Below are 23,717 nucleotides of genomic sequence, written 5' to 3' on the forward strand. Positions count from 1 at the left end.
CCTCTAACTCACTCGTACATTCAGTTGTATACAACTCTACTCAGTTCTTTCCCCCACCCCACCTATAAATCAAAAGCCCCGAACCGATATTTTCGGTTATGGGGCTTTTGATGTTCTTTTTGGGTGAAACAGCATGAACACAGTAATCAGGCGAGCGCTTCTTTCAATTCATCCGGAGAAGCATTCCACCACTCTTCGTTGTGTGTAACCAGCAGCTTTTTGAGGGCAGCACGGTCCTCTGGTCCAAGTTCATCCAGCATGAAACGACGCTTCATCGCATAATCCATCCGGTTCACATGATCAGCCAGCAGTTTCCATCCACGTTTCGCCTCGGTATCAATCCACATCTCGCATGCCGTTGCACCGCCATACAATTGACCCTGCTCCGTACGATCCACAGCTACCCATACGAGCCATACCTGGCGTCCGTTAGGTACATCTTCCCGGTTCGTTGAAAACTTGATACCGCGTTCCACCTTGCTCTTGGCGTGCATAGCACCAATATCGATCTTCGCTTCGCCATTATCAATAATGACTGGTGACAGATTGTTCAGATCAATGGAGCCTGCACCGAAACCTTTGTGTTTGCTTTTGGCACTTACGATATTCAAGGCAATCTGTTTTTTGCCGTTTTGCTCGTTTTGATCCATATTTATAGCCTCCAAGGGTTGATACAAATATTTTAACTAATAATCGTCCCATTGCAAACATATACATGCTGTAGATGCTTGTCAACGGGAGGTATTTAACGATGATTCCACTACGCGCCAAGAGCTGGCTCACTGCATTCCTAGCCCTCTGTGTGATTACCGGAGGCATATGGATCGCTCTGGGCTACACTCGCTCTACGACATCCGACTTGCCAACGCTCGCCCCGGAATTGGGCAAGCCTCCAGGAACAGTTCAGACTCCGGCACCTCCAGAAAGCGTACAGACACCTACTGCTGAGGTATTCAGCAACCGCGTGGTGGAATATCACATGGATGTGAAGCTGGTGGATGGTAATGTACTGGAGGGAACGCAGACGCTTACCTGGACTCATCCGGGGAAGAAAACAGTCAGCGAACTTTATTTTCACCTGTACCCCAATGCATTTTCTTCTTCCGACACGACATTTATGAAAGAATCTGGCGGAAAACTTCGCGGTGATGTAATGCCAACGGACGGCTACGGCTCCATGAACATTACAGAGATGAAAACAGAGGACGGGCTCTCTCTCCTCCATCGAATGCAGTATGTACAGCCGGATGACGGAAACATGAAAGACAAAACGCTCATTAAAGTCAGGTTGCCCAAACCTGTCAAGGGCGGAGAGAGCATTACACTTCACACCCGATTTGAGGTCAAGCTGCCCAAAATTTTTGCCCGCATGGGAACAGCGGAAGACTTTGTTATGGCAGGACAGTGGTTTCCCAAACTTAGCGTATACGAGCCCGCAGGCACGCGAGGACGTACAGCAGAGGGCTGGAATTTGCACCAGTATCATGGCAACTCTGAGTTTTATGCCGATTTTGGCATCTATAGTGTACGTATTCGGGTACCGGAAACATACAAAGTGGCCGCGACCGGGTTTCCAACTAAGCAGGCCGTTGTTAAGAACGGCGAGAAGATCTATCAATTCTATGCTGACGATGTGCACGACTTTGCCTGGGCAGCCTCACCCGATTTTGTCTATGCTGAAGAGCCCTTCTCTTCTCCAAACGTTCCCGGTGTACGAATCAAGCTTTATCTGGACCCTGCACATCAGGATCTGAAGGAACGTTACTTCTATGCGGCCAAGGCAGCACTCTCCAATTACAGCAAGTGGTTTGGTCCGTACCCGTATTCTACACTTTCCATTGTGGTTCCCCCAAAAACGGGCAATGGAGCAGGCGGCATGGAGTATCCGACCTTAATTACGGCCTTCGGTGCTGATGACACTACGCCAGGTTACGATCTGGAACGCACGGTTGTACACGAGATCGGACATCAGTACTTCTATGGTATGGTTGCCAGCAATGAATTTGAAGAAGCCTGGCTGGACGAAGGGTTCACCTCCTATGCAGAAGACAAACTGATGGAGCAGGAATACGGACTTATTCCGAACCTTCCGGTACAATCCGGTTTAATCACTTCTCCCGCCTCACTTACACAGGAATCCTGGAAGTTTGATTCCCAGAATCATTACGCAGCCAATGCCTACACAAGGGGCAAGCTCGTCCTGTTAGGCATCGAACAACAAGTGGGGACAAAAACGATGGAACGCATTCTATCGACTTATGTGAAAAAGTACCGGTTCAAACATCCCACTTCAGCCGATTTTCAAAAGGTCGTGGAACAAGTGACCCGTATGTCCTGGAGTGAGTATTTTGATCAATATGTATATGGGGACGGCATGGCCGACTTTGCCGTGGAGAATATCCAGGTCAAGCCTGTGGAGAAAGACGGTCAGATGTTGTACGAGTCATCGGTTACATTATTGAAGAAAGGCAGCGACTATGAGAAGGTACCTGTTCGCATTGTTTTTGAAGATGGACACATCGTCACCAAGGAGTGGGATGGCAGTAATGGGAGAATCACGTACAAGTTAACCTATAGTTCACCTGTATCCTGGGCAATGACCGACCCGTTATATACCATTGTGTTGGAGAACCGTCATATGAACAACTTTCTGAAAGTCGGGCTGGATGAACCAACCAAATTCCGCTGGAGCATGAGTGCAACCAAAATTATAGAAGCCATATTCGGAGGTCTGTCATGGTGAGGTGGAGACAGTGAAAGCGAAAATACGTGAGGGTTGGTTTCTCGTCCGTCAACATATGTTCATTGCGGCACTCTTGTTTCTCTATCAACTGGTATGGGGTTACTTCATCTATAGGATGGTGCAATCAGCTGTCGTTCCCTTGCTGCTGCGTTATCCGGATCCTGATGCCGGAGAGCTCAGTACGATTTTATTCAAAATGGAAAGTCAGCTCAGTCTGTCTACACACCACGAGGTGCATCGCTATCTGTGGATACTAGGAGCCATGCTGCTGCTTCGCATGCTACTCACCCCCCTTATCCAGGCAGGGCTGATCTATTCGTTACAGCACTTCAATCACACAGAGGAACGTATTCCATTCGTGCGGGGGATCAAGGTATTATGGAAACCCATGATGCTGCTGCATTTCATTAAAACGTTATTATTGCTGCTGCCTGCGTACTGGCTTGTCCCCAAGCTGTATGGCATCTTCCTGGATGGGTTCCACTCCCTGCAGCTGCTGCTGCCAGGCATTCCATACGTAGCGGGTTGGGTCATTTATGGTTGGTTCATACATCATGCCTTGCTTTATATGCAGTTTGGTGTCGCCGCACCTGATGGACAGGGCGGGGCACGAGGTACATTCCAGGCTCTGCTGCTTGCCCTGCGTCATATCATTTCTGTTATAGGCATTGCAGTGCTTTTGGGAGGACTCCATCTGCTCATCTTCGGTACCTTTACATCTGCTTCCTGGTTATTAACCGGACTAATCGGGCTTATTCTGCAACAAACGTACCCGCTTGCCAGATGTTTATTGGACCTATGGAAAATATGCGCCCATTTCCGTCTGTGGCAGTCCAAGTCTTCCAAAGGTTAAAAAGTGTAATGAACCATTTAAAAATTGTTACCATCTCCATGTAAACTCGTGTCAATGATAACGCTTCATAAAAGTAAACCTCGACCTTTCCCCGTCAAAGGTCGAGGTTTTTTTTGCTAATTTTGCTGTTAAACGTTGCCAAAGCCTTTCTCCTCTGTTACAATAATCGCAGTGAGTTTTTAGTAACAACTTTGTAATCTTTACCTTATGAATTGTAACTACTTAAAATTAAATCGTCATTTCTTGATTTCGCAGGTGCACAACTAGCATAGCCAAATTCCTGGCACCTGGGAAGCGGGGGAACCAGTTATGGGTGAATTGATCTTGCTACAGAGGGATCATAGGGGACCTTCAACCGAATCCTTAAGCTAACCTCGCAGGCGTTGGAAGGGGTATATCTCTTGTTCAAAAAGAAATTAACCGCAGCTGTACTTAGCTTAACATTCGCACTATCGCTTGGAGCAGGCAGCGCGTTCGCAGATTCAAAAATGGATAAAGTAATTGATTCAGCAATGGGAACTACATACAAAAGCGGTGGAACAACGCTTAACGGCTTTGACTGCTCTGGATTCACACGGTATGTATTCGAAAAGCTGGGCATTGATTTGGCTCGCCAATCCAGCTCCCAATTCGACATGGGTGACTCAGTATCCCGCATGGACATGAGACCAGGCGACCTGGTATTCTTCAATACATCGGGTAAAGGGGTTTCACACGTAGGCATTTTCGTGGGGGAAGGGAAGTTTGCACACTCCTCGTCTTCCAAAGGGGTTACCATCAGTTCTTTGAGTGAGAACTACTGGGCTAACCGCTATGTTGGCGCTAAACGGATTATGAGCACGGACGCATATGAGTCACTGGCCCTCGACTAGGGACAAGCTGAGCAACATCATACTGTAACGAAGCATAAATCAACCGCCCGGTACATTCTCCGCAGGAATGTATCCGGCGGTTTTTTTGTGCTTGTTCGTCCATGCCCTTATGATGTTTTTACCCATCCTACTATAATATAAACGGAATTACCGGAACTTTTGTTTCAATTTTTTTCAATGAACGGAAACTTGCCAAATGCCCTCCTCTTTTGTAGAGTGAAATCATCAGGATTAAATATGGAATGACATATGCAGCAAAACCTTAATGAAATGAATTCAGGTGACCTGTACACAATGAAAGGAGCGTGCAGTGGTATGGATGAAGCTTCTGTAACGTTTCACGTTGTGCCGATGCAAGAAGAGCATGCAGAATTGATCTGCAGCTGGCAGTATGATCCACCCTATAACATCTATAGTTGGCTGCCCTGGGAACAGATGAAGGCGCTGGAAGTCGAATTCGGTGATGAGAAGCTTCGGAAAGAGCAATATGCGGTCGTACTCGGAGAGCAGGATCAGCTCTGTGGATTCGCTCAATTCTTTCCGCTCGAAGGCGTAACACGTATTGGGCTTGGCATGCATCCCGAACAGTGTGGACAAGGGCAAGGCACCGCCTTCGTCTCTGCTATCGTGAAGGAAGCCATTCGGCGAAATCCTACCCATGAGATTGATCTTGAAGTGCTCACCTGGAATACGCGGGCCATTCGGGTTTACCTCAAGGCGGGATTCGTCACTCAGGACACATACGAACGACAGACACCGAGCGGCTTGAAGCCTTTCTATTGTATGGTATATGAGGGGCCGCGTTAACCTTCAGACCCGCAATACAGAAAATTTCATACCCGTTTATGTGATTAGTTCAAAAAATTACCACAAAATGCTATGATGTCATAACAGGTTCCGTTATAATGATATGGACAGTTTCAGTTTAGATGATCTTTCATTCTGGAGGGGACATAAGGGATGCACAAGTGGATCATGAGCGGGGTATTTTTTGCAGCGTGCGCTTTAGCTATTGTTTTAATGTTTACGCTTCCAGGGAAAGAGGAAGTGGCTGAAGAAGCCAAACCAACCATGCCGGAAGTGACAATGGATGCCGGACAGGCTGAAGCACTGGTCAAAGCCAATTGTATCACGTGTCACGGAGATCAGCTTCAAGGTGGCGTAGGACCTGCTCTAGCAAACATCGGCAGCAAGGATGATGTGGAGAAGATCTACTCTACCATTATCAAAGGTAAAGGCGGCATGCCTTCCTTCAAAGACAAACTGAAGGACGAGGAAATTGCCAATATCGCGATGTGGCTGGCTGAAAAGAAATAACGATAATGGATAACAGCAAAGAGGCCCCTGCCTTCCCTTTCGGGAAAGTAAGGGCCTCTTTGTCATATGGTTCAGCCTTTGGCAGCCTGTTCTGCCAAAAAGGCCTCGACTTCACGTGCAGACGGCATCCCGGACTGGGCGCCGAGCTTCGTCACGGATAACGCGGCCGCTCCCATGGCGTAGCCAACTGCCGCGTCCAGTGTTTCCCCGCGCGCGAGGGCGACTGCCAGCGCGCCGTTGAAGCAATCGCCAGCGCCGGTCGTATCGATGGCGCTTACGGCGTAGCCGGGCGCACAACACGCGCCGGCACGCCCTGCCTGTACGCGGCCGCCTGGCGCCGCCGCGTACACAGCCCCCTCGGGGCCGAGCGTCGTGACGACAGCGGCCCCGAGCGATGCGGCGAGCTCTGCGACCGCCGCATCCAGGTCTTCCGGCCGGAGATCATCCCGGCCGGTGAGCACGGCGAGCTCGCTGCGGTTCGGCGTGATCACGTCGACGCACCGCAGGAGCTCCTGGGGCAGACCCGGCACCGCTGGAGCCGGGTTAAGCACCACCAATGCGCTGCCTTCTGCCGCCAGTTCGGCGGCGCGGGTGACCGCTGGCAGCGGAATCTCAAGCTGCAGCAGCACCGCTGCGGCTGCAGTCAGGCTTTTTACCGTGTCCGCCTCTTCCAGCATCTCCGGCACCACCTGCCCATTCGCTCCAGGAATAACGATAATCCGATTATCTCCCTGGGAGAGCCAGATGGAGGCTGTACCCGTAACCGTATCTTCCAATATGCGAACCTGCGAGGCATCTGCCCCACTCTCGGTCAGACTGTGCAGCAGGCGTTCACCAAAACCATCCGAACCCACCGCCCCAATCATGGTTGTCTGTCCCCCCAGACGTGCAGCAGCCACAGCCTGGTTGGCGCCCTTCCCCCCTGCCAGGTAGTGAAGCTCTTCCCCGCTTACGGTTTCTCCCTCTTCTGGAATCGTATCGGTTTTCACCACGAGGTCCATATTGAGGCTGCCAACAACCGCGATAAGAGGCTTATTCTGATTCGAGTCTGACATGTACGCTTCACTCATTTCTGGCAGCACAACATTAACCTACTCCCGGCTATGTCGTCCTCATTTTCTCAAACGTTTCGTTAAATTGCTCTGCTTCCTTAATATCTACAGATGTAATTCCACCCTCATCCCACGATGTGAGACGCAGGGTAACCGTTGTATAATCAATTGTAATAAAAGGATGATGATTGAACGCTTCCGAGATCGCGGCGACCTCATCCACGAATGCAATCCCTTTCATATAGTTGGAAAATACGAACTTGCGGATAATCCACCGTCCCTCTTCCAGTTCCCAGCCTTCAAGCCTTCCCAGATGAGCTTCGACTTCCTCTTGCGTAAAAACCATACGTTATCTTCCTCCCCATAAGATGACACTAGGGTAATATCTTTCCCCGTTCCTCATGTCATCGAAACCTTGGTGCTACCACAGTAACTCCAACCGTCATAGGTTAACCGCTCTGCGGTCCGCCCGTTTCATGACTATCATCTTACCACGTACATCACTCAAAATCCAATACTGCGAATCGGGTTAGAACCAATACCCGCAAGGCTTCCAAGAGTTTCCCCTCTTGGTTTCGATGCTAAAACAGCCCTTGATTTCGCACTAGATTAGCGGTACAAATGTCAGTTCTTCTTCCCCAATCAAAATATGAATGCGGTGCTGCTCCTTGTCATGAATAACCACACCACTCCCTACAGGAATGACCGACTGTGTCCCCAGAGCATAGAACAAGTCCTCTGCCAGAGCCTCATCCACCTCCAGCTGCTCATTTTCACCCAGACGGGCCCACTCCTCCGCATCCATTTCAAAGAATACATACCGGTCCGGTATGCGGCCAATTGCCTCTGTCAAATCTGTCAATATTCCTTCATAATCCCGTCCATGCTTTACGCCCATTGGCTTTTTCACTCCTGTTTGGCCCCTAAAGAGCTGATTTGTTCTTATTATACCTGAAAATAACCCTTAAAAAAAAAGGCCTACTGGTCGATAAATACTATACATGACCGTTTTAACTGTTACAGCATTTCTATAAAATGCCAAAGGTTAAACGGATTGCGGCCAAACATTCGTCCGGAAGCCCGAATACAGCCGCTTGAAAGGATTCAATTTTATCTCATGGATGAGGTGTATGATGGAAATTTCAACAATTATCGGACTAGTTTTGGGGCTGGTTTCACTTGTACTCGGGATGTTCCTGAAGGGTGCTCCCCTGATCAATCTGGTTAACAACCCGGCAGCCTACGTTATTATCTTTGTTGGTACAGCAGCAACAATCTTCATGGCATTTCCAATGTCTGAAGTTAAGAAAATCCCCAAGCTTTTCGGGGTATTGTTCAAAAAACAGCAACTGATTGACCGTGTTTCTCTGATCGGCACATTTATGGATTGGGCTTCCACTACCCGTCGTGAAGGTTTGCTGGCACTGGAATCAAAAGTCGAAGAGATTGATGATCAATTCCTTCGCAGCGGTATGCGCATGATTATTGACGGCAACGACCAGGAATTTGTTAGTGATGTTTTGATGGAAGATATCCATGCCACAGAGGAGCGTCACCGTGGTGGAGCATTAATCTTTGCACAAGCGGGGATGTACGCACCAACACTCGGGGTTCTCGGGGCCGTTGTAGGTCTGATTGCAGCCCTGGCCGACCTTAGTGATATGGAAAAACTGTCTCATGCTATTGCGGCTGCGTTTATCGCTACACTCCTTGGTATTTTTAGTGGTTACGTGTTGTGGCATCCTATGTCCAACAAGTTGAAGCGGATGTCCAAGAAAGAGATGGAGATCAAGCTGATGATGGTTGAAGGATTGTTATCCATTCAATCCGGTGTATCCACCATTGCCATCAACCAAAAATTATCTGTATTCCTGACACCTTCCGAACGTAGACAGCTGGAAGAGAAGGAGGGATCATCAGGTGAAAAAGGCTAAAAAACATGAGCCGCATGAAGAACATATAGACGAGAGCTGGTTGCTCCCGTATTCTGACTTGATGACACTGTTGCTTGCCCTGTTTATCACCCTGTTCTCCATGAGCTCACTCGATGCAGCCAAGTTCGAGCAGATGGCTTCGGCATTGAGCAGTGCGTTGAACGGTGGCGCAGGTGTACTGGATCATACATCCATGAACCCTACGGAAGCCACTACAGACCTGGGCAAAAACAAACAGGTGCCTGAAGAGATCACCAAAAACAAGTCTGCTCAGATAACCGATGCACAGATGGCTCAAAAAGAGCAGGAAGATCTCGAAAAACTCAAGAAACAACTGGACCAATATATTGGAAAAAACGGGCTTTCCGACCAACTCAACACTAAGCTGAATCAGTCTGAACTGAAGATCACCATCAGTGATAATGCTCTGTTCTCTTCAGGCCGGGCAGATGTGAAGCCTGAATCACGCTCACTGGCGAAAGCCATATCCAACATGCTGCAGGAATTCCCGGAATATGAGGTGGTTGTATCTGGCCACACTGATAATATTCCCATTTCGAACAGCCAATATAAGGATAACTGGGATCTGAGTGCGGATCGCGCGCTGAACTTCCTTAAAATCCTGTTATTGAACGATGCACTCGATCCTGCGAAATTCACACCTAGCGGTTATGGAGAGTACCACCCGATCGCCAGCAACCAAACCAACGTCGGACGGGCACAGAACCGCCGTGTAGAGGTTTCAATTATCCGGAAATATCAAAGTAACAATAAGGCTGTCAAATCAGTCAATCAAGCAAACTAGAAGCTTATACGGGGTCGTTCTTCTCTAGGTTAGAGGAGAGCGGCTTTTTTGTATGCTCCGTTTGTTAAAACAAAAAAGGCTCTGCCTGCCCTTCAGCAAGGGAGGTAGAGCTTTTTAAGAAAATGAAATCTTACTCCAAAGTGTAGTCCAGCAGACTACCCAATTCCGATTTTTCTGCTGCTGTCAGTGCTCTCCATTTGCCTGAAGCCTGTTCGCCAAGATGAATATTCATGATACGAACACGCTTCAGTTTGCGCACCTCATAACCAAATGCACTACACATCCTGCGAATCTGCCGGTTTTTCCCCTCGGTCAGTATAATGCGGAATACACGCTCGGAGATCCTTGTAACGGTACAGGGCAGCGTCATTTCGCCAAGAATTTTGACACCTGTACTCATACCCTTCAGAAAACTCGGCGTGACCGGACGGTCCACTGTAACAATGTATTCTTTCTCATGCCGACCCTCTGCTCTGAGGATCCGATTAACGATATCCCCATCGTTAGTCATCAGAATAAGTCCTTCCGAATCCTTATCCAGTCGACCGATCGGAAAAATGCGCTCCTTGTGGCCTACAAAGTCAACAATATTCCCCTGAATATGCCGTTCGGTTGTGCTCGTTATGCCGACAGGTTTATTCAGCGCAATGTATACATGTTTTCTTTTTTCCTTAATGGGCTGACCATTGATGCGTACGTCATCGCCTTCTTCTGCCTGACTGCCCAATTCAGCGGTTACACCATTAATGGTCACTTTCCCGCTCTCCACCAATTTGTCCGCTTCACGCCGGGAACAATAACCTGTTTCACTAATAAATTTATTAATACGCAAAAGGTAATCTCACCTCATCTAGTTCTCTTCGTCTGTAGGAGCATGATCCGCCTGAGTCTCTCCCTCCGCGCTCTCCGAAAGCTGTTTGGAAGCAGGAAGGTCAATGATAACGGTCGTGCCCTTGTTCATGACGCTTTTAATATCCATCATGCCCTTATGTGATTGAATGATGCGCTGACTGACCATTAAACCAAGCCCTGTCCCAGACTCCTTGTTGGTAAAGAACGGCTCGCCAAGCTTCGGCATCATTTCTTCCGGAATCCCAATGCCCTCATCCTTAATTTCAATCCGTACCCGGTTCAGCTCCTCGTCATGATGAAGACGAATCCGAATGCTGCCTCCGTCCGGCATGGCTTCCATACCGTTCTTGAGCAGATTGATAAACACTTGCTTCAGCTGATTCTCTTCACAGTGTACCATAGCTGAATCAGGTGACGCACTTAATACAAATTCTACCCCATGCAGGTGCGCTTGACTATCCAGCAGGGAGATGACATCGCCAAGAATGAAGCGAATATCCCGTTCCTGGAAGTGAACAGCCTGCGGCTTGGCCAAAATCAGGAACTCACCTACAATCAGATTGATGCGATCAAGCTCAGACAGCATCAAATCGAGATGGCGATGATTAAGCTTGTTCGTCTCTTGCTGAAGCTGCAGGAAGCCGCGCAGTGTCGTAAGCGGATTACGGATCTCATGCGCAACACCTGCAGCCAGTTGGCCTACAGTTGTCAGCTTCTCTGAGCGGCGAAGCAGCTCTTCCATACGGTTGCGGCTTGTGATATCCCTGGATACGCTGATCAGTGCTGTAATCTCGCCCAGTTCGTCTCGTACGGGTGCGGTGCTGACACTAACCTCAACCCGTGTGCCATCTTTTTTCATCCAAACGGTTTCATTAGATGTGATGGACAGCCCCTCGACTAACTGAGCATGCTGTTCCTTCATTTCCTCTTCTGCTTCAGGCGGGATGATCTTCAGCTTGCGGTTTTCAACTTCACGGCTCCGCCAGCCATATAACTGCTCGAACGCCCGGTTTACCCGCAGCACCTTTCCTTCAAGATCCGTAATATGAATGGCATCCGCGGTCTGATTAATGATGGATTCCAGATGTTCTTTGACGGCCCTATTCTCTTCATACATCTGTTTTAGCCGGTTGGTATAGTGACCCAGATTGCGAATCATGGCATTAATCCGATTGGCCAGTTGACCCAGTTCATCCTTCCTTCTCACTTTCAGACGGAAGTCGAAGTGTCCATCAGCCACATCATTGACCTTGCCCAGAATGGATTGAATCGGACGTGTGATGTATCCTGCTAGCAAATAGCTGCCAAAGATGACGATTTCCAGCAGCACCAATGATATGGAAGCATGGCTGACCAATTGTTCGGATACCATGGAGGATATTTGTTTATAGTCCATGACAATACTGATCACATAGGACGCTTCATTCGGAGTGAAAATAGGGATAAAACTTTTTAACACCTTCTGATCATGCGTCTCACTGACAAAAGAAACGTTCTGCCCGGTACGGATGGCCCTCACCACCGCACGGTGATCTTCATCTGCAGTACCATACTGATACGTACCAAAGCGAATCGGTCTATTATTCAACTTGCTGTAATTGCTATCCCTTCCATCGTTACTCATGTTTGGACTGCCAAAAGTCAATGGATTGATACCTGTAATCTCCAAAATGGAAGGATTCACTTCACGAATCTTGGTCAAAATCTCATCCGGACCAGAGATCTTCACATAGTCATCAACTTCAGCATTATTATAGAAGGGATTGATTATGTAGTTCCTCTTCCCATCATGATAATAACCCCAGATATCAATATCCGATGGACTGGATGTAGAGTACTCGAAGCCATCGGACCAAAAATGGTCCAATTTCTGTCCCTGGGTGATGGTAACCTGATGTTTTTCGAACAATTGCTTAAATGCCTGATACCAATACGTCATCTTCTTTGTGGATAAACCGACTTCTCGTGGATCTGAAGAACGGGTTACAACGATATCATCCTCTGTTTGCTCCATGAGAGAGATATGGGATACCCCCACTTTTTTGCTCAGGCGTACGAGTTCTTCATTTGTGATATTATTAATATCCGGGTCCAATTCTTCTGCAGCCATGACTGAAGCAAGCCATAGATTATTTCCAATCTGGCGTTTTACATAATCCAAACTATTTTGATTTTGTTCGACAGAAATTGCAATCTGTTTGGCCGTAAGGACCATTTTAGTTTCGCTGTCCTGTCTAAGATTTTCCTCTGTAGTATAATAACTCAGCGCGATATTCAGAACCAGAATAACAAGCACCGAGCACGACATAATCATGGATAATTTCGTTTTAATAGACAACTTTTTTTGTTCACCTCACGGCTTGTACCCTCTGGCGATATATGGCAAAACCTATCTCCATCATAACGGTTGTGTGGGGTTTTGAAAAGGATAAATGCCCCTAGTCCAAAAGTTACCGCTTGGCTGAAAAGCGCGAATTTCATTGTTTTTTGTCTTTTCGGTGCCTACAATGAGATTAATCACTAAAATTATACACAAATCCACAGGCTTGTGGATAGTATGTTCATAACTATGTGAGCAACTCGGTAGTTATCCACAGACTTATGCACATCATGTTAACAAACGAATATTTGTTCGCTGAATAAATGCTTTGGAAGGAGCTTTACTGTAATGAACGAACACTCAACTACGCTTGATCTCTCTCATCTTTCGGAGGAATCACAGCACGAATTTTGGATGCGGGAAGCGATTGCTGAGGCCTATAAGGCTGAGGCGCTCGGAGAGGTACCTATTGGAGCTGTAATTGTGCAAAACAATCAGATCATCGGGCGAGGATATAATTTGCGTGAAACCACTCTCGATTCCACTGCTCATGCGGAGATGGTCGCAATTCGTCAGGCGAGCGAAACGATTGGAGCATGGCGTTTGCTTGACTGCAGTCTGTATGTCACACTGGAGCCTTGTCCGATGTGCGCAGGTGCAATCGTCCAGTCCCGAGTCCCCCGCGTCATATATGGCACCGCTGATCCCAAGGCAGGATGTGCCGGGACCCTAATGAATCTGCTGCAGGAACCCCGGTTCAACCATCGAACCGAAGTGATCCCTGATGTCCTCCAGCCTGAATGCTCCACCATGCTGACTCAATTTTTCCGTCGTTTGCGCAAAAAGTAATATCTATATTCCCACTCTTGAAAGGACGTGCATAACGATGGCCTTGACACTATATGATACCCCGAACGGGATTAGCCTTCGGCTGCTCACGATCGATGATACACAAGCCTACCTTGACTTGATTCAGGTCACCCGCATTCCCTATCAAGCTGTAGAGCCTCTTCGGGATGATGAGTTCTATACGCTGAATGCTCAAAGAAGACGGATTGAAGATAGATTAAAAGCGGCAGAAGAAGGAAGCGGTTATCAATTTGGAATTTACACCATTACGGATGACATTCTGATTGGACAAGTTAGTCTAAACAACGTTTCATACGGTGTTGCCAATTATGCCGATATGGGCTACTTTATCCATCCTGACTATCAAGGCGGTGGACGGATGACTGCCGCTGTTAAACTGGCTGTAGGCTATGCCTTCCGTGCCCTGAAGCTGAATCGTGTTCAGGCAGCCATCCTGCCCTCCAACACCGGTTCCATGCGTGTGCTGGAGAAGAACGGCTTTCAAGCGGAAGGAATCGCTCGTAAATATCTGAAAATTAACGGAAGCTATCAGGATCACCGGATTTATGCTGTCCTTGCTGAGGACTTATCCGAATCGCTGCGTAAACAGATCAAGAACTTAATATAACAAAAAGCCGTTCGACTTAAAGTCGAAGCGGCTTTTTTCTCACTCGATATTTTTGGTGAACTTAGTATCCGTAGGAAGTGTTCATCAGTTCCTCGAACTCTTCCATAGTAATCACGTTTTCACCTGTAGGGATATTGATTTTGAAAGCTGCCTTCTCATTGATTTTCGTGTAAGTGTTGGAACCGGTGAAGGCCAACTTCACTTCATCTTTGGTATCTACTGGTTTGATCAGCAGATCAGCAGCAATCTTTTGATACACCGGGAAGTCTTGCTTATCCAATGCGAAATCGATGTTGAACTTGTTAATTGTTAAAATGTCTTTCAACTGATCCAGATCCTTCGACATTTCAGCCTGATCCGCTTCAGTGATATTCAGATCCTCTTTGGCTTGATCAATATCAGCCTGATCCATTTGCAGCATATCGCGATATTCTTCCTTGGACAAGATGTCCAATACTTTAGGCATTGCTTTAGTTACCAGTACAGTAATTGCTTCTTTTACGTTGTCGTTGTTAACGGAGAACTGCACGACCTGTTTGGCATCTACACCTTCTGGAAGCTGTGCATCCTTAACATCTACGTTTTTGAAGAATTTATCCTGGTCATATTCACTCAGAACAGCGTCCATAACTTCGTTACTCAGCTTTTGTGTTTTGGCTGCGTCCATAGCGTCAGGATTCCATTCGGTACCCTCTTGCTCAGCCAGTTCTTTCAGATCCAGCTCCAGGAATTTGCCAACCACTGTTTCCGGAATTGGGAAGAACGGAATGCTCGGCACTTTCACATAAAGCTTCTCCGCTGTCATCACCATTGGAATGGTGAATGTCATACCCATATCACCCTTGAGCTCAAGGCTAACTGTCATTTCCGTCTGCATTGGCTCGCTTTGGTAAACGCCAGTTACGTTAAACTGGGCATCCTTCAGCATGCTCATAAACTGTGTCATTGTTGGATCTTGTTGTGACTCGTCTGCAGGTTTATAGCTCAATTCATTAATTGTAAAATTGGAACTCATCTCATACGAAGTCAGTTTAGAAGCATTGGCTGCGGCCGTCTTCAGTGCCTCTTTTGGTTCTTGTTTGCTGCTACATGCTGTTAAAGCCAAGGATACGGTTAACAGCAACGTTAGAAGCAGCGCCCCCATACGTTTAGTCATTTGTTTCTCTCCTCTCGTGATAACCCCAAAAAAGTAATTCAACATCAATGATATACCATTTATTCTGAAACGGAAACACGATTTGGGAAATTTGTGATCTTTCCACTCTAAAATGGCTACAAAGACCTATGTTAGCTTTACATATCCTCAACCACTGGTCTCTATCTATGTATGAATACGCAAAAACCCCCTGTTAGGTAACAGGGGGTTCTGTATAGAAGAAGAAGTACATGTTTCTCAAACTACAAGTGATACTTTGTTTATTCTCTTATCCTTGAGGGTTGTTATGATCCACATGATTTTGATTTTTAACTTTTTTTGACCCCGAAAGAGGTTCCTGTCCGGATGAATGCTTTTCCGGGCGCCGATGTTGTTCAGCAGCTTGAACTTCAGGTACTGGTATCGCTTTGGGTTTGCTCATGCAGTTACCCCCTCTTCATGTATTAGGAATGGGATGGATCCATATCTTCCGTTTTGTCATGATTCAGCGAATCCTGATGACGACGATCATTTGTATCCTGCTGAATCTGCTGCGCATGATGGCTATTTACGGCCGGCTGTTCCAGATCAGCGACAACATTCTGCAAGTTTTTATCAATCCCGGCTTTGCCTTTGCTCACTCCGATTCACTCCTTCAATTCGGTCTATGTTCTTGTCTTGGACTGTAACGACTGGGCGCATTCATGAATGTGCCGTGTATAATCCTGAGCCAGCTCCTGAATGGGTTCTGTACGCTCATCTGTCGTTTGTCCATCCCGTTCCACATCAATCAGCTGTACACTGACCTCCCGGGAGTCCACATACGCGCATTTGAAATCGAATGAGTACATTTGGTGCCCTGCAGTCGCGATATGAATCCGTATTGCCTTCTGATCGGCTTCATCTGCCATTACCTGAGCCTGATCACCGACATTCAGGACTTCAGGCAAACGTTCCTGCCACGCACCTACAAGCTCTGTCTGATCTATGTTTAACTCGCGGTTCATCTAACCACCTCCACTCCTATAAAATGCGGCGAAAAAGATGTTTTTATACATTCAAAGGAGCTCAAATAGCCAAGTATAGATATTATAACTATCCATTCTCATGGTATGTACTCTGGGCAGGCCAAAACATGCAGACGCAAAAAAGGACCCGAGCTTAACGCTCGAATCCTTGTCATAAGTGTAGTATGGCGGAGAGGGTGGGATTCGAACCCACGTGGGCTTGCACCCTAACGGTTTTCAAGACCGCCCCGTTATGACCGCTTCGGTACCTCTCCAGAAAAATTGAAGTTTTATAAACTTGCCACGAAATAGATCATACCACATTCTCATATTAAAAAGCAAGCTTTTCTACAAAATAACCCGTCATTAAAATGAATGACGGGCTGATTTTTTTATTCTAAGGATAGAACCGTACTCTTATGTTAAGAACGACGTGCAATTACACTGATTCCGCCCATGTATGGACGCAGCGCTTCCGGAATAACTACCGTTCCGTCTTCCTGTTGATAATTCTCCAGAATGGCAGCTACTGTACGTCCAACTGCCAATCCTGATCCGTTCAGCGTATGAACAAACTCAGGTTTAGCTTTTGGCTCTCTGCGGAAACGAATGTTGGCACGGCGTGCCTGGAAATCCTCACAGTTTGAGCAGGAAGAGATTTCACGATATGTATTGCTCTCTGGCAACCATACCTCAAGATCGTAGGTTTTGGCAGAAGTGAAGCCCATATCTGCTGTGCACAGCGTAAGAACGCGGTACGGCAGTTCCAGCAACTGAAGCACACGCTCTGCATTTTGCGTCATTTTCTCCAGTTCCTCGTAAGAAGTCTCGGGGGAAGACAGTTTGAGCAGCTCAACCTTGTTGAATTGGTGCTGACGGATCAATCCGCGTGTATCACGTCCAGCCGAACCGGCCTCGGAGCGAAAACATGAGCTGTATGCCACAAAGTGCTTCGGCAGATCTTCTGCATTCAGAATCTCTTCGCGATGATAGTTCGTTACCGGAACTTCTGCCGTAGGAATCAGGTAATATTCTGTGTCTTTCAGCTTGAACAGATCTTCTTCGAACTTCGGCAATTGACCTGTTCCGAAAAGACTGTCACGGTTAACGATGTATGGAGGCAAAATCTCCTCGTATCCATGCTGATCACTGTGCAGATCCATCATGAAATTAATCAGGGCACGCTCCAGACGTGCACCAAGCCCTTTATAAAACGTAAAACGGGAACCCGTTACTTTGGCAGCAGCTTCAAAATCAAGGATATCAAGATCCTGCGCGATTTCCCAGTGTGCTTTTGGAGTAAAAGCAAATGACTTAGGTTCCGACCAGCGGCGAATCTCCACATTATCGTCCTCAGACGCACCCACAGGTACACTCTCATTCGGAATGTTAGGGATCGCCATAGTCAAATCGTTAATCTTTGCTTCCAGTTCACGGACTTCTTCGTCCATTGCTTTGATCCGATCGGACACTTCACGCATCTCAACAATCAATTCATCTGCATTCTCACGATTCTTTTTAAGCTTGGCCACTTCACCGGACACCGTATTCCGGCGGTTCTTCAGCGTTTCACTCTCTTGCAGCAATTCCCGACGCTTCGCATCCATCTCGGAGAATCCAGCAATGAGGTCGAGTGACTTGCCCCGGTTCGTTAACGCTTCTTCCACACGTGCATATTCATTCCGCAATATCTTCACATCTAGCATGACATACTCCTCCTAAATAACCACACAAAAACCATGCAAATAAGCCTAAACCTATACACAGCCTTTGTGGAGTCCCGTATAACTTAATCTTAATCAAATTCTAAAATAAAAAAACAACCTATGGAACCCCGGTGACACCCTACGCTGCGATTCCCGCTTTGGAAGCAGATACGGGCAACATCAGGCATCCGACCAGATACAGCTCCTCCTGCAGCCTTACAGGCTGTAGTAGGAGTGATCCAATTTTACCGGGATATCATAGGTTGTATATCATACACTATTGGTTCTGGACCGACTGCTTATACGATTGGGCCATTTCAACGAAATAAGCATGCAGGCGATAATCATCGGTCAATTCAGGATGATAGGAGCAGGCCAGCAAGTGTCCTTGACGTGCAGTAACAATTTCACCTTTGTAAGTGGAAAGTACCTCAACCTGTTCCCCAACACTCTCGATCAAAGGTGCACGGATAAACACCGCTCTTACTGTTTCCTTAATCCCTTTGACAGGCAGATCTGTTTCAAAACTTTCTCTCTGCCGTCCAAATGCATTTCTGGAGACCGTCATATCCATCAATTCCAAGTGGGCTTCTTCCTGTCCCGTAATACGTTCAGCCATAACAATCAGGCCTGCACAGGTACCAAACACCGGTTTACCCTTTGCAGCGAAGTCCCGAATGGCTTCCATGAACCCATATTTACGCATCAGTTTGCCGATCGTGGTGCTCTCACCGCCAGGAAGGATCAGGCCGTCCAGTTCATCCAACTGCGCAACCTGTTTTACAGCCAGTCCCTCTGCTCCTGCCCGTTCAACACTGCGAATATGTTCGGTAACTGCACCTTGAAGTGCTAAAACACCAATCTTCATCTGCAATTCCCCTTCTCTTACCAGCCGCGATCCTGCATACGTTCAGAAGCAGTAAGTTTGGAGATTTCGATCCCTTTCATCGGTGCTCCAAGGTTTTTGGACACTTCAGCAATCAGTTTGTAATCTGTGTAATGCGTTGTCGCTTCCACGATAGCACGTGCGAATTTCTCAGGGCTGTCCGATTTAAAGATCCCTGAGCCAACAAATACGCCATCTGCACCCAAGTGCATCATCAGGGCCGCATCTGCAGGAGTAGCTACTCCGCCAGCTGCAAAGTTCACCACAGGCAATTTTCCATTTTCATGTACATCAAGGAGCAGCTCATAAGCAACGCCAAGGTTTTTAGCTTCTGCATACAGCTCGTCCTTGGACATGTTGGTTACTTTACGAATCTGGCTGTTGATAAAACGCATGTGACGTACTGCTTCTACGATATTTCCCGTTCCCGGTTCACCTTTGGTACGAATCATGGAAGCTCCTTCACCGATCCGGCGCAGTGCTTCTCCCAAGTCTTTGGCACCACATACAAATGGTACAGTGAATTCGTGCTTATCAATATGGAATACTTCATCCGCTGGAGTGAGTACTTCACTCTCATCCAAATAGTCGACACCGAGTGATTCAAGCACTTTTGCTTCAACATAATGACCGATCCGTGCTTTCGCCATTACCGGAATCGATACAACTTTCATCACTTCTTCAACAATTGTCGGATCAGCCATACGAGCTACTCCGCCAGCTGCACGAATATCAGAAGGAACACGTTCCAAAGCCATAACAGCTGTTGCACCTGCTGCTTCAGCGATTTTAGCTTGCTCGGCATTCATGACGTCCATGATGACGCCGCCTTTTTGCATTTCAGCCATACCTCTTTTAACGCGTGATGTTCCTGTTTCCATATTCCATGCCCCCCGTAATGTATGTGCCGTTCCTTCCCTTATATAAAGCGTAAAATCCGCTGTAATGGGTAGAAGAACATTAGACTTTTCAACTGATTCATACGTAGAATTCTAACTTGATATTTTACCGGAAAATGTGTAAATATACAATGCATCCAGTAGGAATTAATTGCATATTGTCTGGTGTAAGCGATACAAATAGCAAAACACTGGATTTCTCTGCCGAAATACTAAACTATAGACGATTAGAACAGGTTTTTAATGCCATCAAACAGATCAACGAAGAAATCCTTAACAGCACGGAAGAACAGACGGAACCATCCGCCTTTTTCTGCCTCTTCTGCGGTAATCAGGTTAACTGTTTTCTCTTGAGGCTCAATGCCGTCCGCCTTATAGGTATAAGTAACCGTTCCGACTTTTGTTCCTGCTTTGATTGGAGCAACCAGCTTGTCTGCTTCTGTTACGTTGGCTTTGAAGGTGACATCCAGGTTTTCAGTGCCTTTGGGAACGACAAAGCTAACTGCATTATCGGTTACGACAGGTACATTCGTTTCTTTACCTTTTTTCAGAGGAACAGCTTCCCAGCCAGTCACTTTGGTTTTGCCAGCGACCGCTTGCTTTACTTCGAAGTTGTTATAACCATAATCCAAAACTTTCTTCGTTTCTCTGAAACGTGCTGGCTCTGAATCGGTTCCCATGACCACACTGATCAGACGCATGCCATCACGCTCAGCTGTACCTGTAAAGTTATTTCCTGCATTCGTGGTATGGCCTGTTTTCATCCCGTCCAGACCTTCATAGGCATAGCTTTTGAAATTGGTTATATTTTTATTCGCTTCCAACATCCAGTTATAGTTGATAATTGGATCTTTATCATTCGGACGGAATTTGTAAGATTGAATAGTCGTAAAGTCTTTGTAGTCCGGGTGATCCTGGATGATGTATCTGCACAGAATCGCTGCGTCCAATGCTGACATGACCGTTTCTTTATCTTCAGCTGGACGGAAGTCCGCAGGCATATCAGCACGATCCAGACCTGAGGAGTTTATGAAGTATGTATCCTTCATCCCCATCCGTTTCGCTTCTTCATTCATCATTTTGACAAAAGCTTCTTCAGATCCAGCCACATATTCCGCCAAAGCTACCGTAGCGTCGTTTGCAGATCCTACAGCCATCGCAATATAGAGTTCTTTAACTGTATGCTGATCGCCTTCTGCCAGGAAAATACGTGAGCCTACACTCTCTGCAGCATTTCTTTTAACTGTAACTACATCATCCCAACCAAATTTCCCTTGCTTAACCTGCTCAGCGACAATATACTCGGTCATCATCTTCGTCATGCTGGCAGGCGGCATGGCTTTATCTGCATTCACATTGAGCAAAATCTGGCCTGTTGAAGCCTCCATCAGCACAGCAGATCTGACTTCAAGTCCAAGTGAATCTACAGAAGGGACTTGAACCGCTTTCTCTGTCTTCGTTGTTGTTGCCGCAGCAGTAAGTACCTGACCAGAATCCGCTGCAGCCAAAACTGGCATTACTGCAGACATGCACAGCATATTTACCAGCATAACCGAGGCTACGCTTTTTTTGAGCATTTGGCGTTTCTTTTTATTCGTTTTTTTGGCTTTCAATGATGAATACTCCCTTCGTTCCGAAGCATAACTTAATGCCTCAGTGCAGCTTGAGCTGCGATTTTCTTGGTCCCTAACGGGTGTAGAAGATGTTGTGAGATGGGTCATTTATGCGCTGTATCGAAAGAGCAATAGCATTGCTCCATAAATTCATTATCGATTGTCACTTAGTTAGCATTACGTGAATGCTTATGTAAAAGGACGTCCGCGCTACTTTATCGCTGGGCACCCTTTTGTTCCCAACATACCATATAAAGAAATTTTCATAGATTCACGTCAAAAAGCCGCCGCAACGCCCTAATCCATTAAAGGATCGTCACCGCTTTTTCTATTCTATCACAGGGGTATCCGCAAAAAAAGACAGACCCGGCGAAAATCGCCAAGCCTGTCCTGGAAATAATTAACTCTCTTCGGATTACAACGAGTAGTTAGGTGCTTCTTTAGTAATTTGTACATCATGCGGATGACTTTCGCGAAGTCCCGCACCTGTAATACGGATAAAGCCTGTATCGTTGCGAAGCTGCTCAAGGTTGCTTGTTCCGCAATATCCCATACCCGAGCGCAGACCGCCGATCAATTGGTGAATGGTATCAGACAATGGACCTTTGTAAGCAACACGGCCCTCGATGCCTTCCGGAACCAGTTTTTTGTCATCATCCTGGAAGTAACGATCTTTACTGCCTTGTTTCATCGCAGCCATTGAACCCATACCGCGGTACACTTTATAGCTTCGTCCTTGGAAGATTTCAGTTTCTCCCGGACTTTCTGCTGTACCCGCAAACAAACTCCCCAGCATAACTGCATGTGCTCCTGCAGCCAGTGCCTTAGTAATTTCGCCTGAATATTTAATCCCGCCATCGGCGATGATCGGAACTCCGTATTCACGTGCTACAGTCGCACAATCGTAAACAGCAGTTACTTGAGGTACACCTATACCGGCAATAACGCGCGTTGTACAAATGGAACCCGGACCAATACCCACTTTGACAACTGATGCACCTGCCTCGATCAGATCGCGGGTAGCAGCACCCGTAGCAACGTTACCTGCAATGATTGTCAAATTCGGGAAACGCTCGCGCAGTTGACGAACTGCTTCAATGATGTTGATGTGGTGTCCATGAGCCGAGTCAACGGTGATCAGGTCTACTCCAGCTTGTACGAGTGCATCAGCACGTTCAAATGTATCCTTGGAGATACCAATTGCTGCACCAACCAACAGGCGCCCCTGAGCATCTTTGGCTGCATTAGGGAATTGAATCGCTTTTTCAATATCTTTAATCGTGATGAGACCTTTCAGCGTGTTGGACTCATCCACTAATGGAAGTTTCTCGATTTTGTGCTTTTGGAGAATCCCTTCTGCTTCTTGAAGGGTTGTACCTACAGGAGCAGTAACCAGATTTTCGCGAGTCATGACTTCGCTGATTTTAATACCGTAGTCATGGATAAAACGCAAGTCACGGTTTGTCAAAATACCAACGAGCTTTTGGTCACCTTCAACAATCGGTACACCGGAGATCCGGTATTTCGCCATAACTTCTTCTGCATCGGATACCAGGTGCTCAGCAGTCAGTGAGAACGGATTGGTAATAACACCACTCTCCGAGCGTTTAACCCGGTCCACTTCTTCTGCCTGCTGCTCAACAGACATATTTTTGTGGATGATACCAATACCACCTTCACGGGCAATGGCAATAGCCAATGTTGCTTCGGTAACGGTATCCATACCCGCACTAATCAAAGGAATATTCAGCTTTACGCTGTCGCTCAAACGAACAGATACATCCACTTCTTTTGGCAGTGTCTCGGACTTCCGTGGCACTAGCAATACATCGTCAAAGGTTAAACCTTCCTTACCAAACTTATCTTCCCACACGCAGGTGTTCCTCCTTATGTTTGCTCAGCTTTACGGTCCAAAACCCGAAGATCTCAGGCAGTATTTATGCCGAAAATACGTTTTCTGAAAAATTTATTATTGCCATCTTAGCAAAGCGATATTTAGACTGTCAAGGAAAAGTCCCTGGTTATATTAGGTGTACTGTCTCATGCATACAACTGTATCTCTTGTGCGGACAACTATCGAATATGACAAAAACACCATGATGTTTAAAATGGTGTTTGCTCTAAAAACTTTTAAAATTGTGTTTCAACGAACTCCCACAAATTAGCCTTTAAACAAATAAAAACCACCACCGAATATCATCGGCAGTGGTTCTTTGCTTGGCAACGTCCTACTCTCCCAGGACCCT

General features: G+C 46.8%; 24 protein-coding genes, 1 tRNA gene and 1 riboswitch. Of the genes, 9 read left to right on the plus strand and 16 right to left on the minus strand.

Features of this window, described 5'->3' with window-relative positions:
* Positions 1–146: 146 nt before the first annotated feature.
* Positions 147–650 (minus strand): YwhD family protein, encoded by a 504-nt coding sequence (locus AB3N00_RS30400; RefSeq protein WP_175394150.1) that lies wholly within the window; start codon positions 648–650, stop codon positions 147–149.
* 101 nt (positions 651–751) lie between these two features.
* On the opposite strand from AB3N00_RS30400, the gene AB3N00_RS30405 reads away from it, so the two are divergent.
* The 5 genes from AB3N00_RS30405 (at position 752) to AB3N00_RS30425 (ending at position 5,785) form a co-directional block, all read left to right on the plus strand.
* Positions 752–2,743 (plus strand): M1 family metallopeptidase, encoded by a 1,992-nt coding sequence (locus AB3N00_RS30405; protein WP_413037769.1) that lies wholly within the window; start codon positions 752–754, stop codon positions 2,741–2,743.
* A gap of 10 nt (positions 2,744–2,753) precedes the next feature.
* Positions 2,754–3,596, plus strand: coding sequence for a hypothetical protein (locus AB3N00_RS30410; RefSeq protein ID WP_413037770.1), 843 nt, complete (start codon positions 2,754–2,756; stop codon positions 3,594–3,596).
* A 260-nt stretch (positions 3,597–3,856) separates the two neighbouring features.
* Positions 3,857–3,994: riboswitch (cyclic di-AMP (ydaO/yuaA leader) on the plus strand.
* 3 nt (positions 3,995–3,997) lie between these two features.
* Positions 3,998–4,468 (plus strand): C40 family peptidase, encoded by a 471-nt coding sequence (locus tag AB3N00_RS30415; RefSeq protein ID WP_175394147.1) that lies wholly within the window; start codon positions 3,998–4,000, stop codon positions 4,466–4,468.
* 315 nt (positions 4,469–4,783) lie between these two features.
* The gene (locus AB3N00_RS30420) at positions 4,784–5,275 is read left to right on the plus strand and encodes a GNAT family N-acetyltransferase (RefSeq protein WP_413037782.1); all 492 of its coding nucleotides are present in this window, start codon (positions 4,784–4,786) and stop codon (positions 5,273–5,275) included.
* Positions 5,276–5,428: 153 nt separating this feature from the next.
* Positions 5,429–5,785 carry a c-type cytochrome gene (locus AB3N00_RS30425; RefSeq protein ID WP_413037771.1) on the plus strand — a complete coding sequence of 119 codons (357 nt, stop codon included), beginning with the start codon at positions 5,429–5,431 and terminating at the stop codon, positions 5,783–5,785.
* Between the two features lie 71 nt (positions 5,786–5,856).
* Here AB3N00_RS30425 and rbsK read toward each other — a convergent pair whose 3' ends face one another.
* The 3 genes from rbsK to AB3N00_RS30440 all read right to left on the minus strand — a co-directional run bounded on the left by rbsK (position 5,857) and on the right by AB3N00_RS30440 (position 7,735).
* Positions 5,857–6,855 (minus strand): ribokinase, encoded by a 999-nt coding sequence (gene rbsK / locus AB3N00_RS30430; RefSeq protein ID WP_413037772.1) that lies wholly within the window; start codon positions 6,853–6,855, stop codon positions 5,857–5,859.
* A 31-nt stretch (positions 6,856–6,886) separates the two neighbouring features.
* Positions 6,887–7,183: a 4a-hydroxytetrahydrobiopterin dehydratase gene (locus AB3N00_RS30435; RefSeq protein ID WP_175394144.1), complete on the minus strand. Its 297-nt coding sequence runs from the start codon at positions 7,181–7,183 to the stop codon at positions 6,887–6,889.
* Between the two features lie 258 nt (positions 7,184–7,441).
* Positions 7,442–7,735: a hypothetical protein gene (locus AB3N00_RS30440; protein WP_413037783.1), complete on the minus strand. Its 294-nt coding sequence runs from the start codon at positions 7,733–7,735 to the stop codon at positions 7,442–7,444.
* A 235-nt stretch (positions 7,736–7,970) separates the two neighbouring features.
* Here AB3N00_RS30440 and motA point away from each other — a divergent pair, with 235 nt between their 5' ends.
* Together motA and motB are read left to right on the plus strand one after the other, a co-directional pair.
* Entirely contained in the window at positions 7,971–8,771 is an 801-nt protein-coding gene (gene motA / locus AB3N00_RS30445; RefSeq protein ID WP_095362317.1) for a flagellar motor stator protein MotA, read from the plus strand.
* Positions 8,758–9,576: a flagellar motor protein MotB gene (motB, locus tag AB3N00_RS30450; protein ID WP_413037773.1), complete on the plus strand. Its 819-nt coding sequence runs from the start codon at positions 8,758–8,760 to the stop codon at positions 9,574–9,576. Before motA ends, motB begins: the two co-directional genes overlap by 14 nt.
* A 130-nt stretch (positions 9,577–9,706) precedes the next feature.
* Here motB and rluF read toward each other — a convergent pair whose 3' ends face one another.
* Entirely contained in the window at positions 9,707–10,408 is a 702-nt protein-coding gene (gene rluF, locus AB3N00_RS30455; RefSeq protein ID WP_413037774.1) for a 23S rRNA pseudouridine(2604) synthase RluF, read from the minus strand.
* Between the two features lie 18 nt (positions 10,409–10,426).
* The gene (locus tag AB3N00_RS30460; RefSeq protein ID WP_413037775.1) at positions 10,427–12,766 is read right to left on the minus strand and encodes an ATP-binding protein; all 2,340 of its coding nucleotides are present in this window, start codon (positions 12,764–12,766) and stop codon (positions 10,427–10,429) included.
* Between the two features lie 330 nt (positions 12,767–13,096).
* On the opposite strand from AB3N00_RS30460, the gene tadA reads away from it, so the two are divergent.
* Positions 13,097–13,597: a tRNA adenosine(34) deaminase TadA gene (gene tadA / locus AB3N00_RS30465; protein ID WP_413037776.1), complete on the plus strand. Its 501-nt coding sequence runs from the start codon at positions 13,097–13,099 to the stop codon at positions 13,595–13,597.
* A 37-nt stretch (positions 13,598–13,634) separates the two neighbouring features.
* Positions 13,635–14,225 (plus strand): GNAT family N-acetyltransferase, encoded by a 591-nt coding sequence (locus AB3N00_RS30470; protein WP_413037777.1) that lies wholly within the window; start codon positions 13,635–13,637, stop codon positions 14,223–14,225.
* Positions 14,226–14,286: 61 nt separating this feature from the next.
* On the opposite strand, the gene AB3N00_RS30475 is transcribed toward AB3N00_RS30470, so the two are convergent.
* From AB3N00_RS30475 to guaB, 10 genes are all read right to left on the minus strand, one after another.
* The gene (locus AB3N00_RS30475; RefSeq protein ID WP_413037778.1) at positions 14,287–15,381 is read right to left on the minus strand and encodes a hypothetical protein; all 1,095 of its coding nucleotides are present in this window, start codon (positions 15,379–15,381) and stop codon (positions 14,287–14,289) included.
* A gap of 268 nt (positions 15,382–15,649) precedes the next feature.
* Entirely contained in the window at positions 15,650–15,802 is a 153-nt protein-coding gene (locus AB3N00_RS30480) for a small acid-soluble spore protein P (protein ID WP_095293452.1), read from the minus strand.
* 22 nt (positions 15,803–15,824) lie between these two features.
* Positions 15,825–16,001 carry a hypothetical protein gene (locus tag AB3N00_RS30485; protein WP_175394137.1) on the minus strand — a complete coding sequence of 59 codons (177 nt, stop codon included), beginning with the start codon at positions 15,999–16,001 and terminating at the stop codon, positions 15,825–15,827.
* A 24-nt stretch (positions 16,002–16,025) separates the two neighbouring features.
* The gene (locus tag AB3N00_RS30490; protein WP_095293451.1) at positions 16,026–16,367 is read right to left on the minus strand and encodes a hypothetical protein; all 342 of its coding nucleotides are present in this window, start codon (positions 16,365–16,367) and stop codon (positions 16,026–16,028) included.
* Positions 16,368–16,553: 186 nt separating this feature from the next.
* A tRNA-Ser gene (locus tag AB3N00_RS30495) sits at positions 16,554–16,642 on the minus strand.
* 147 nt (positions 16,643–16,789) lie between these two features.
* Entirely contained in the window at positions 16,790–18,073 is a 1,284-nt protein-coding gene (gene serS / locus AB3N00_RS30500; RefSeq protein WP_413037779.1) for a serine--tRNA ligase, read from the minus strand.
* A 277-nt stretch (positions 18,074–18,350) separates the two neighbouring features.
* Positions 18,351–18,941: a pyridoxal 5'-phosphate synthase glutaminase subunit PdxT gene (gene pdxT / locus AB3N00_RS30505; protein WP_413037780.1), complete on the minus strand. Its 591-nt coding sequence runs from the start codon at positions 18,939–18,941 to the stop codon at positions 18,351–18,353.
* A 17-nt stretch (positions 18,942–18,958) separates the two neighbouring features.
* Positions 18,959–19,840 (minus strand): pyridoxal 5'-phosphate synthase subunit PdxS, encoded by an 882-nt coding sequence (gene pdxS, locus AB3N00_RS30510; protein WP_413037781.1) that lies wholly within the window; start codon positions 19,838–19,840, stop codon positions 18,959–18,961.
* Between the two features lie 245 nt (positions 19,841–20,085).
* Positions 20,086–21,435: a D-alanyl-D-alanine carboxypeptidase family protein gene (locus AB3N00_RS30515; RefSeq protein ID WP_413037784.1), complete on the minus strand. Its 1,350-nt coding sequence runs from the start codon at positions 21,433–21,435 to the stop codon at positions 20,086–20,088.
* 451 nt (positions 21,436–21,886) lie between these two features.
* Positions 21,887–23,344, minus strand: a complete 1,458-nt coding sequence (guaB, locus tag AB3N00_RS30520; RefSeq protein ID WP_347385083.1) for an IMP dehydrogenase — start codon at positions 23,342–23,344, stop codon at positions 21,887–21,889.
* Positions 23,345–23,717 lie beyond the last annotated feature (373 nt).

This window comes from Paenibacillus xylanilyticus, from assembly GCF_047246825.1.
In the GTDB taxonomy this organism is placed as follows: domain Bacteria; phylum Bacillota; class Bacilli; order Paenibacillales; family Paenibacillaceae; genus Paenibacillus; species Paenibacillus xylanilyticus_B.

Bases quoted from the DNA above. Each gene is read 5' to 3' on its own strand.
- AB3N00_RS30515 (WP_413037784.1), bottom strand. From the start codon at position 21,435: ATGCTCAAAAAAAGCGTAGCCTCGGTTATGCTGGTAAATATGCTGTGC.
- AB3N00_RS30425 (WP_413037771.1), top strand. From the start codon at position 5,429: ATGCACAAGTGGATCATGAGCGGGGTATTTTTTGCAGCGTGCGCTTTA.
- rbsK (WP_413037772.1), bottom strand. From the start codon at position 6,855: ATGAGTGAAGCGTACATGTCAGACTCGAATCAGAATAAGCCTCTTATC.
- AB3N00_RS30490 (WP_095293451.1), bottom strand. From the start codon at position 16,367: ATGAACCGCGAGTTAAACATAGATCAGACAGAGCTTGTAGGTGCGTGG.
- AB3N00_RS30440 (WP_413037783.1), bottom strand. From the start codon at position 7,735: ATGGGCGTAAAGCATGGACGGGATTATGAAGGAATATTGACAGATTTG.
- AB3N00_RS30470 (WP_413037777.1), top strand. From the start codon at position 13,635: ATGGCCTTGACACTATATGATACCCCGAACGGGATTAGCCTTCGGCTG.
- AB3N00_RS30480 (WP_095293452.1), bottom strand. From the start codon at position 15,802: ATGAGCAAACCCAAAGCGATACCAGTACCTGAAGTTCAAGCTGCTGAA.
- pdxT (WP_413037780.1), bottom strand. From the start codon at position 18,941: ATGAAGATTGGTGTTTTAGCACTTCAAGGTGCAGTTACCGAACATATT.
- serS (WP_413037779.1), bottom strand. From the start codon at position 18,073: ATGCTAGATGTGAAGATATTGCGGAATGAATATGCACGTGTGGAAGAA.
- AB3N00_RS30405 (WP_413037769.1), top strand. From the start codon at position 752: ATGATTCCACTACGCGCCAAGAGCTGGCTCACTGCATTCCTAGCCCTC.
- AB3N00_RS30435 (WP_175394144.1), bottom strand. From the start codon at position 7,183: ATGGTTTTTACGCAAGAGGAAGTCGAAGCTCATCTGGGAAGGCTTGAA.
- AB3N00_RS30475 (WP_413037778.1), bottom strand. From the start codon at position 15,381: ATGACTAAACGTATGGGGGCGCTGCTTCTAACGTTGCTGTTAACCGTA.
- AB3N00_RS30400 (WP_175394150.1), bottom strand. From the start codon at position 650: ATGGATCAAAACGAGCAAAACGGCAAAAAACAGATTGCCTTGAATATC.
- motA (WP_095362317.1), top strand. From the start codon at position 7,971: ATGGAAATTTCAACAATTATCGGACTAGTTTTGGGGCTGGTTTCACTT.
- AB3N00_RS30420 (WP_413037782.1), top strand. From the start codon at position 4,784: ATGGATGAAGCTTCTGTAACGTTTCACGTTGTGCCGATGCAAGAAGAG.
- tadA (WP_413037776.1), top strand. From the start codon at position 13,097: ATGAACGAACACTCAACTACGCTTGATCTCTCTCATCTTTCGGAGGAA.
- pdxS (WP_413037781.1), bottom strand. From the start codon at position 19,840: ATGGAAACAGGAACATCACGCGTTAAAAGAGGTATGGCTGAAATGCAA.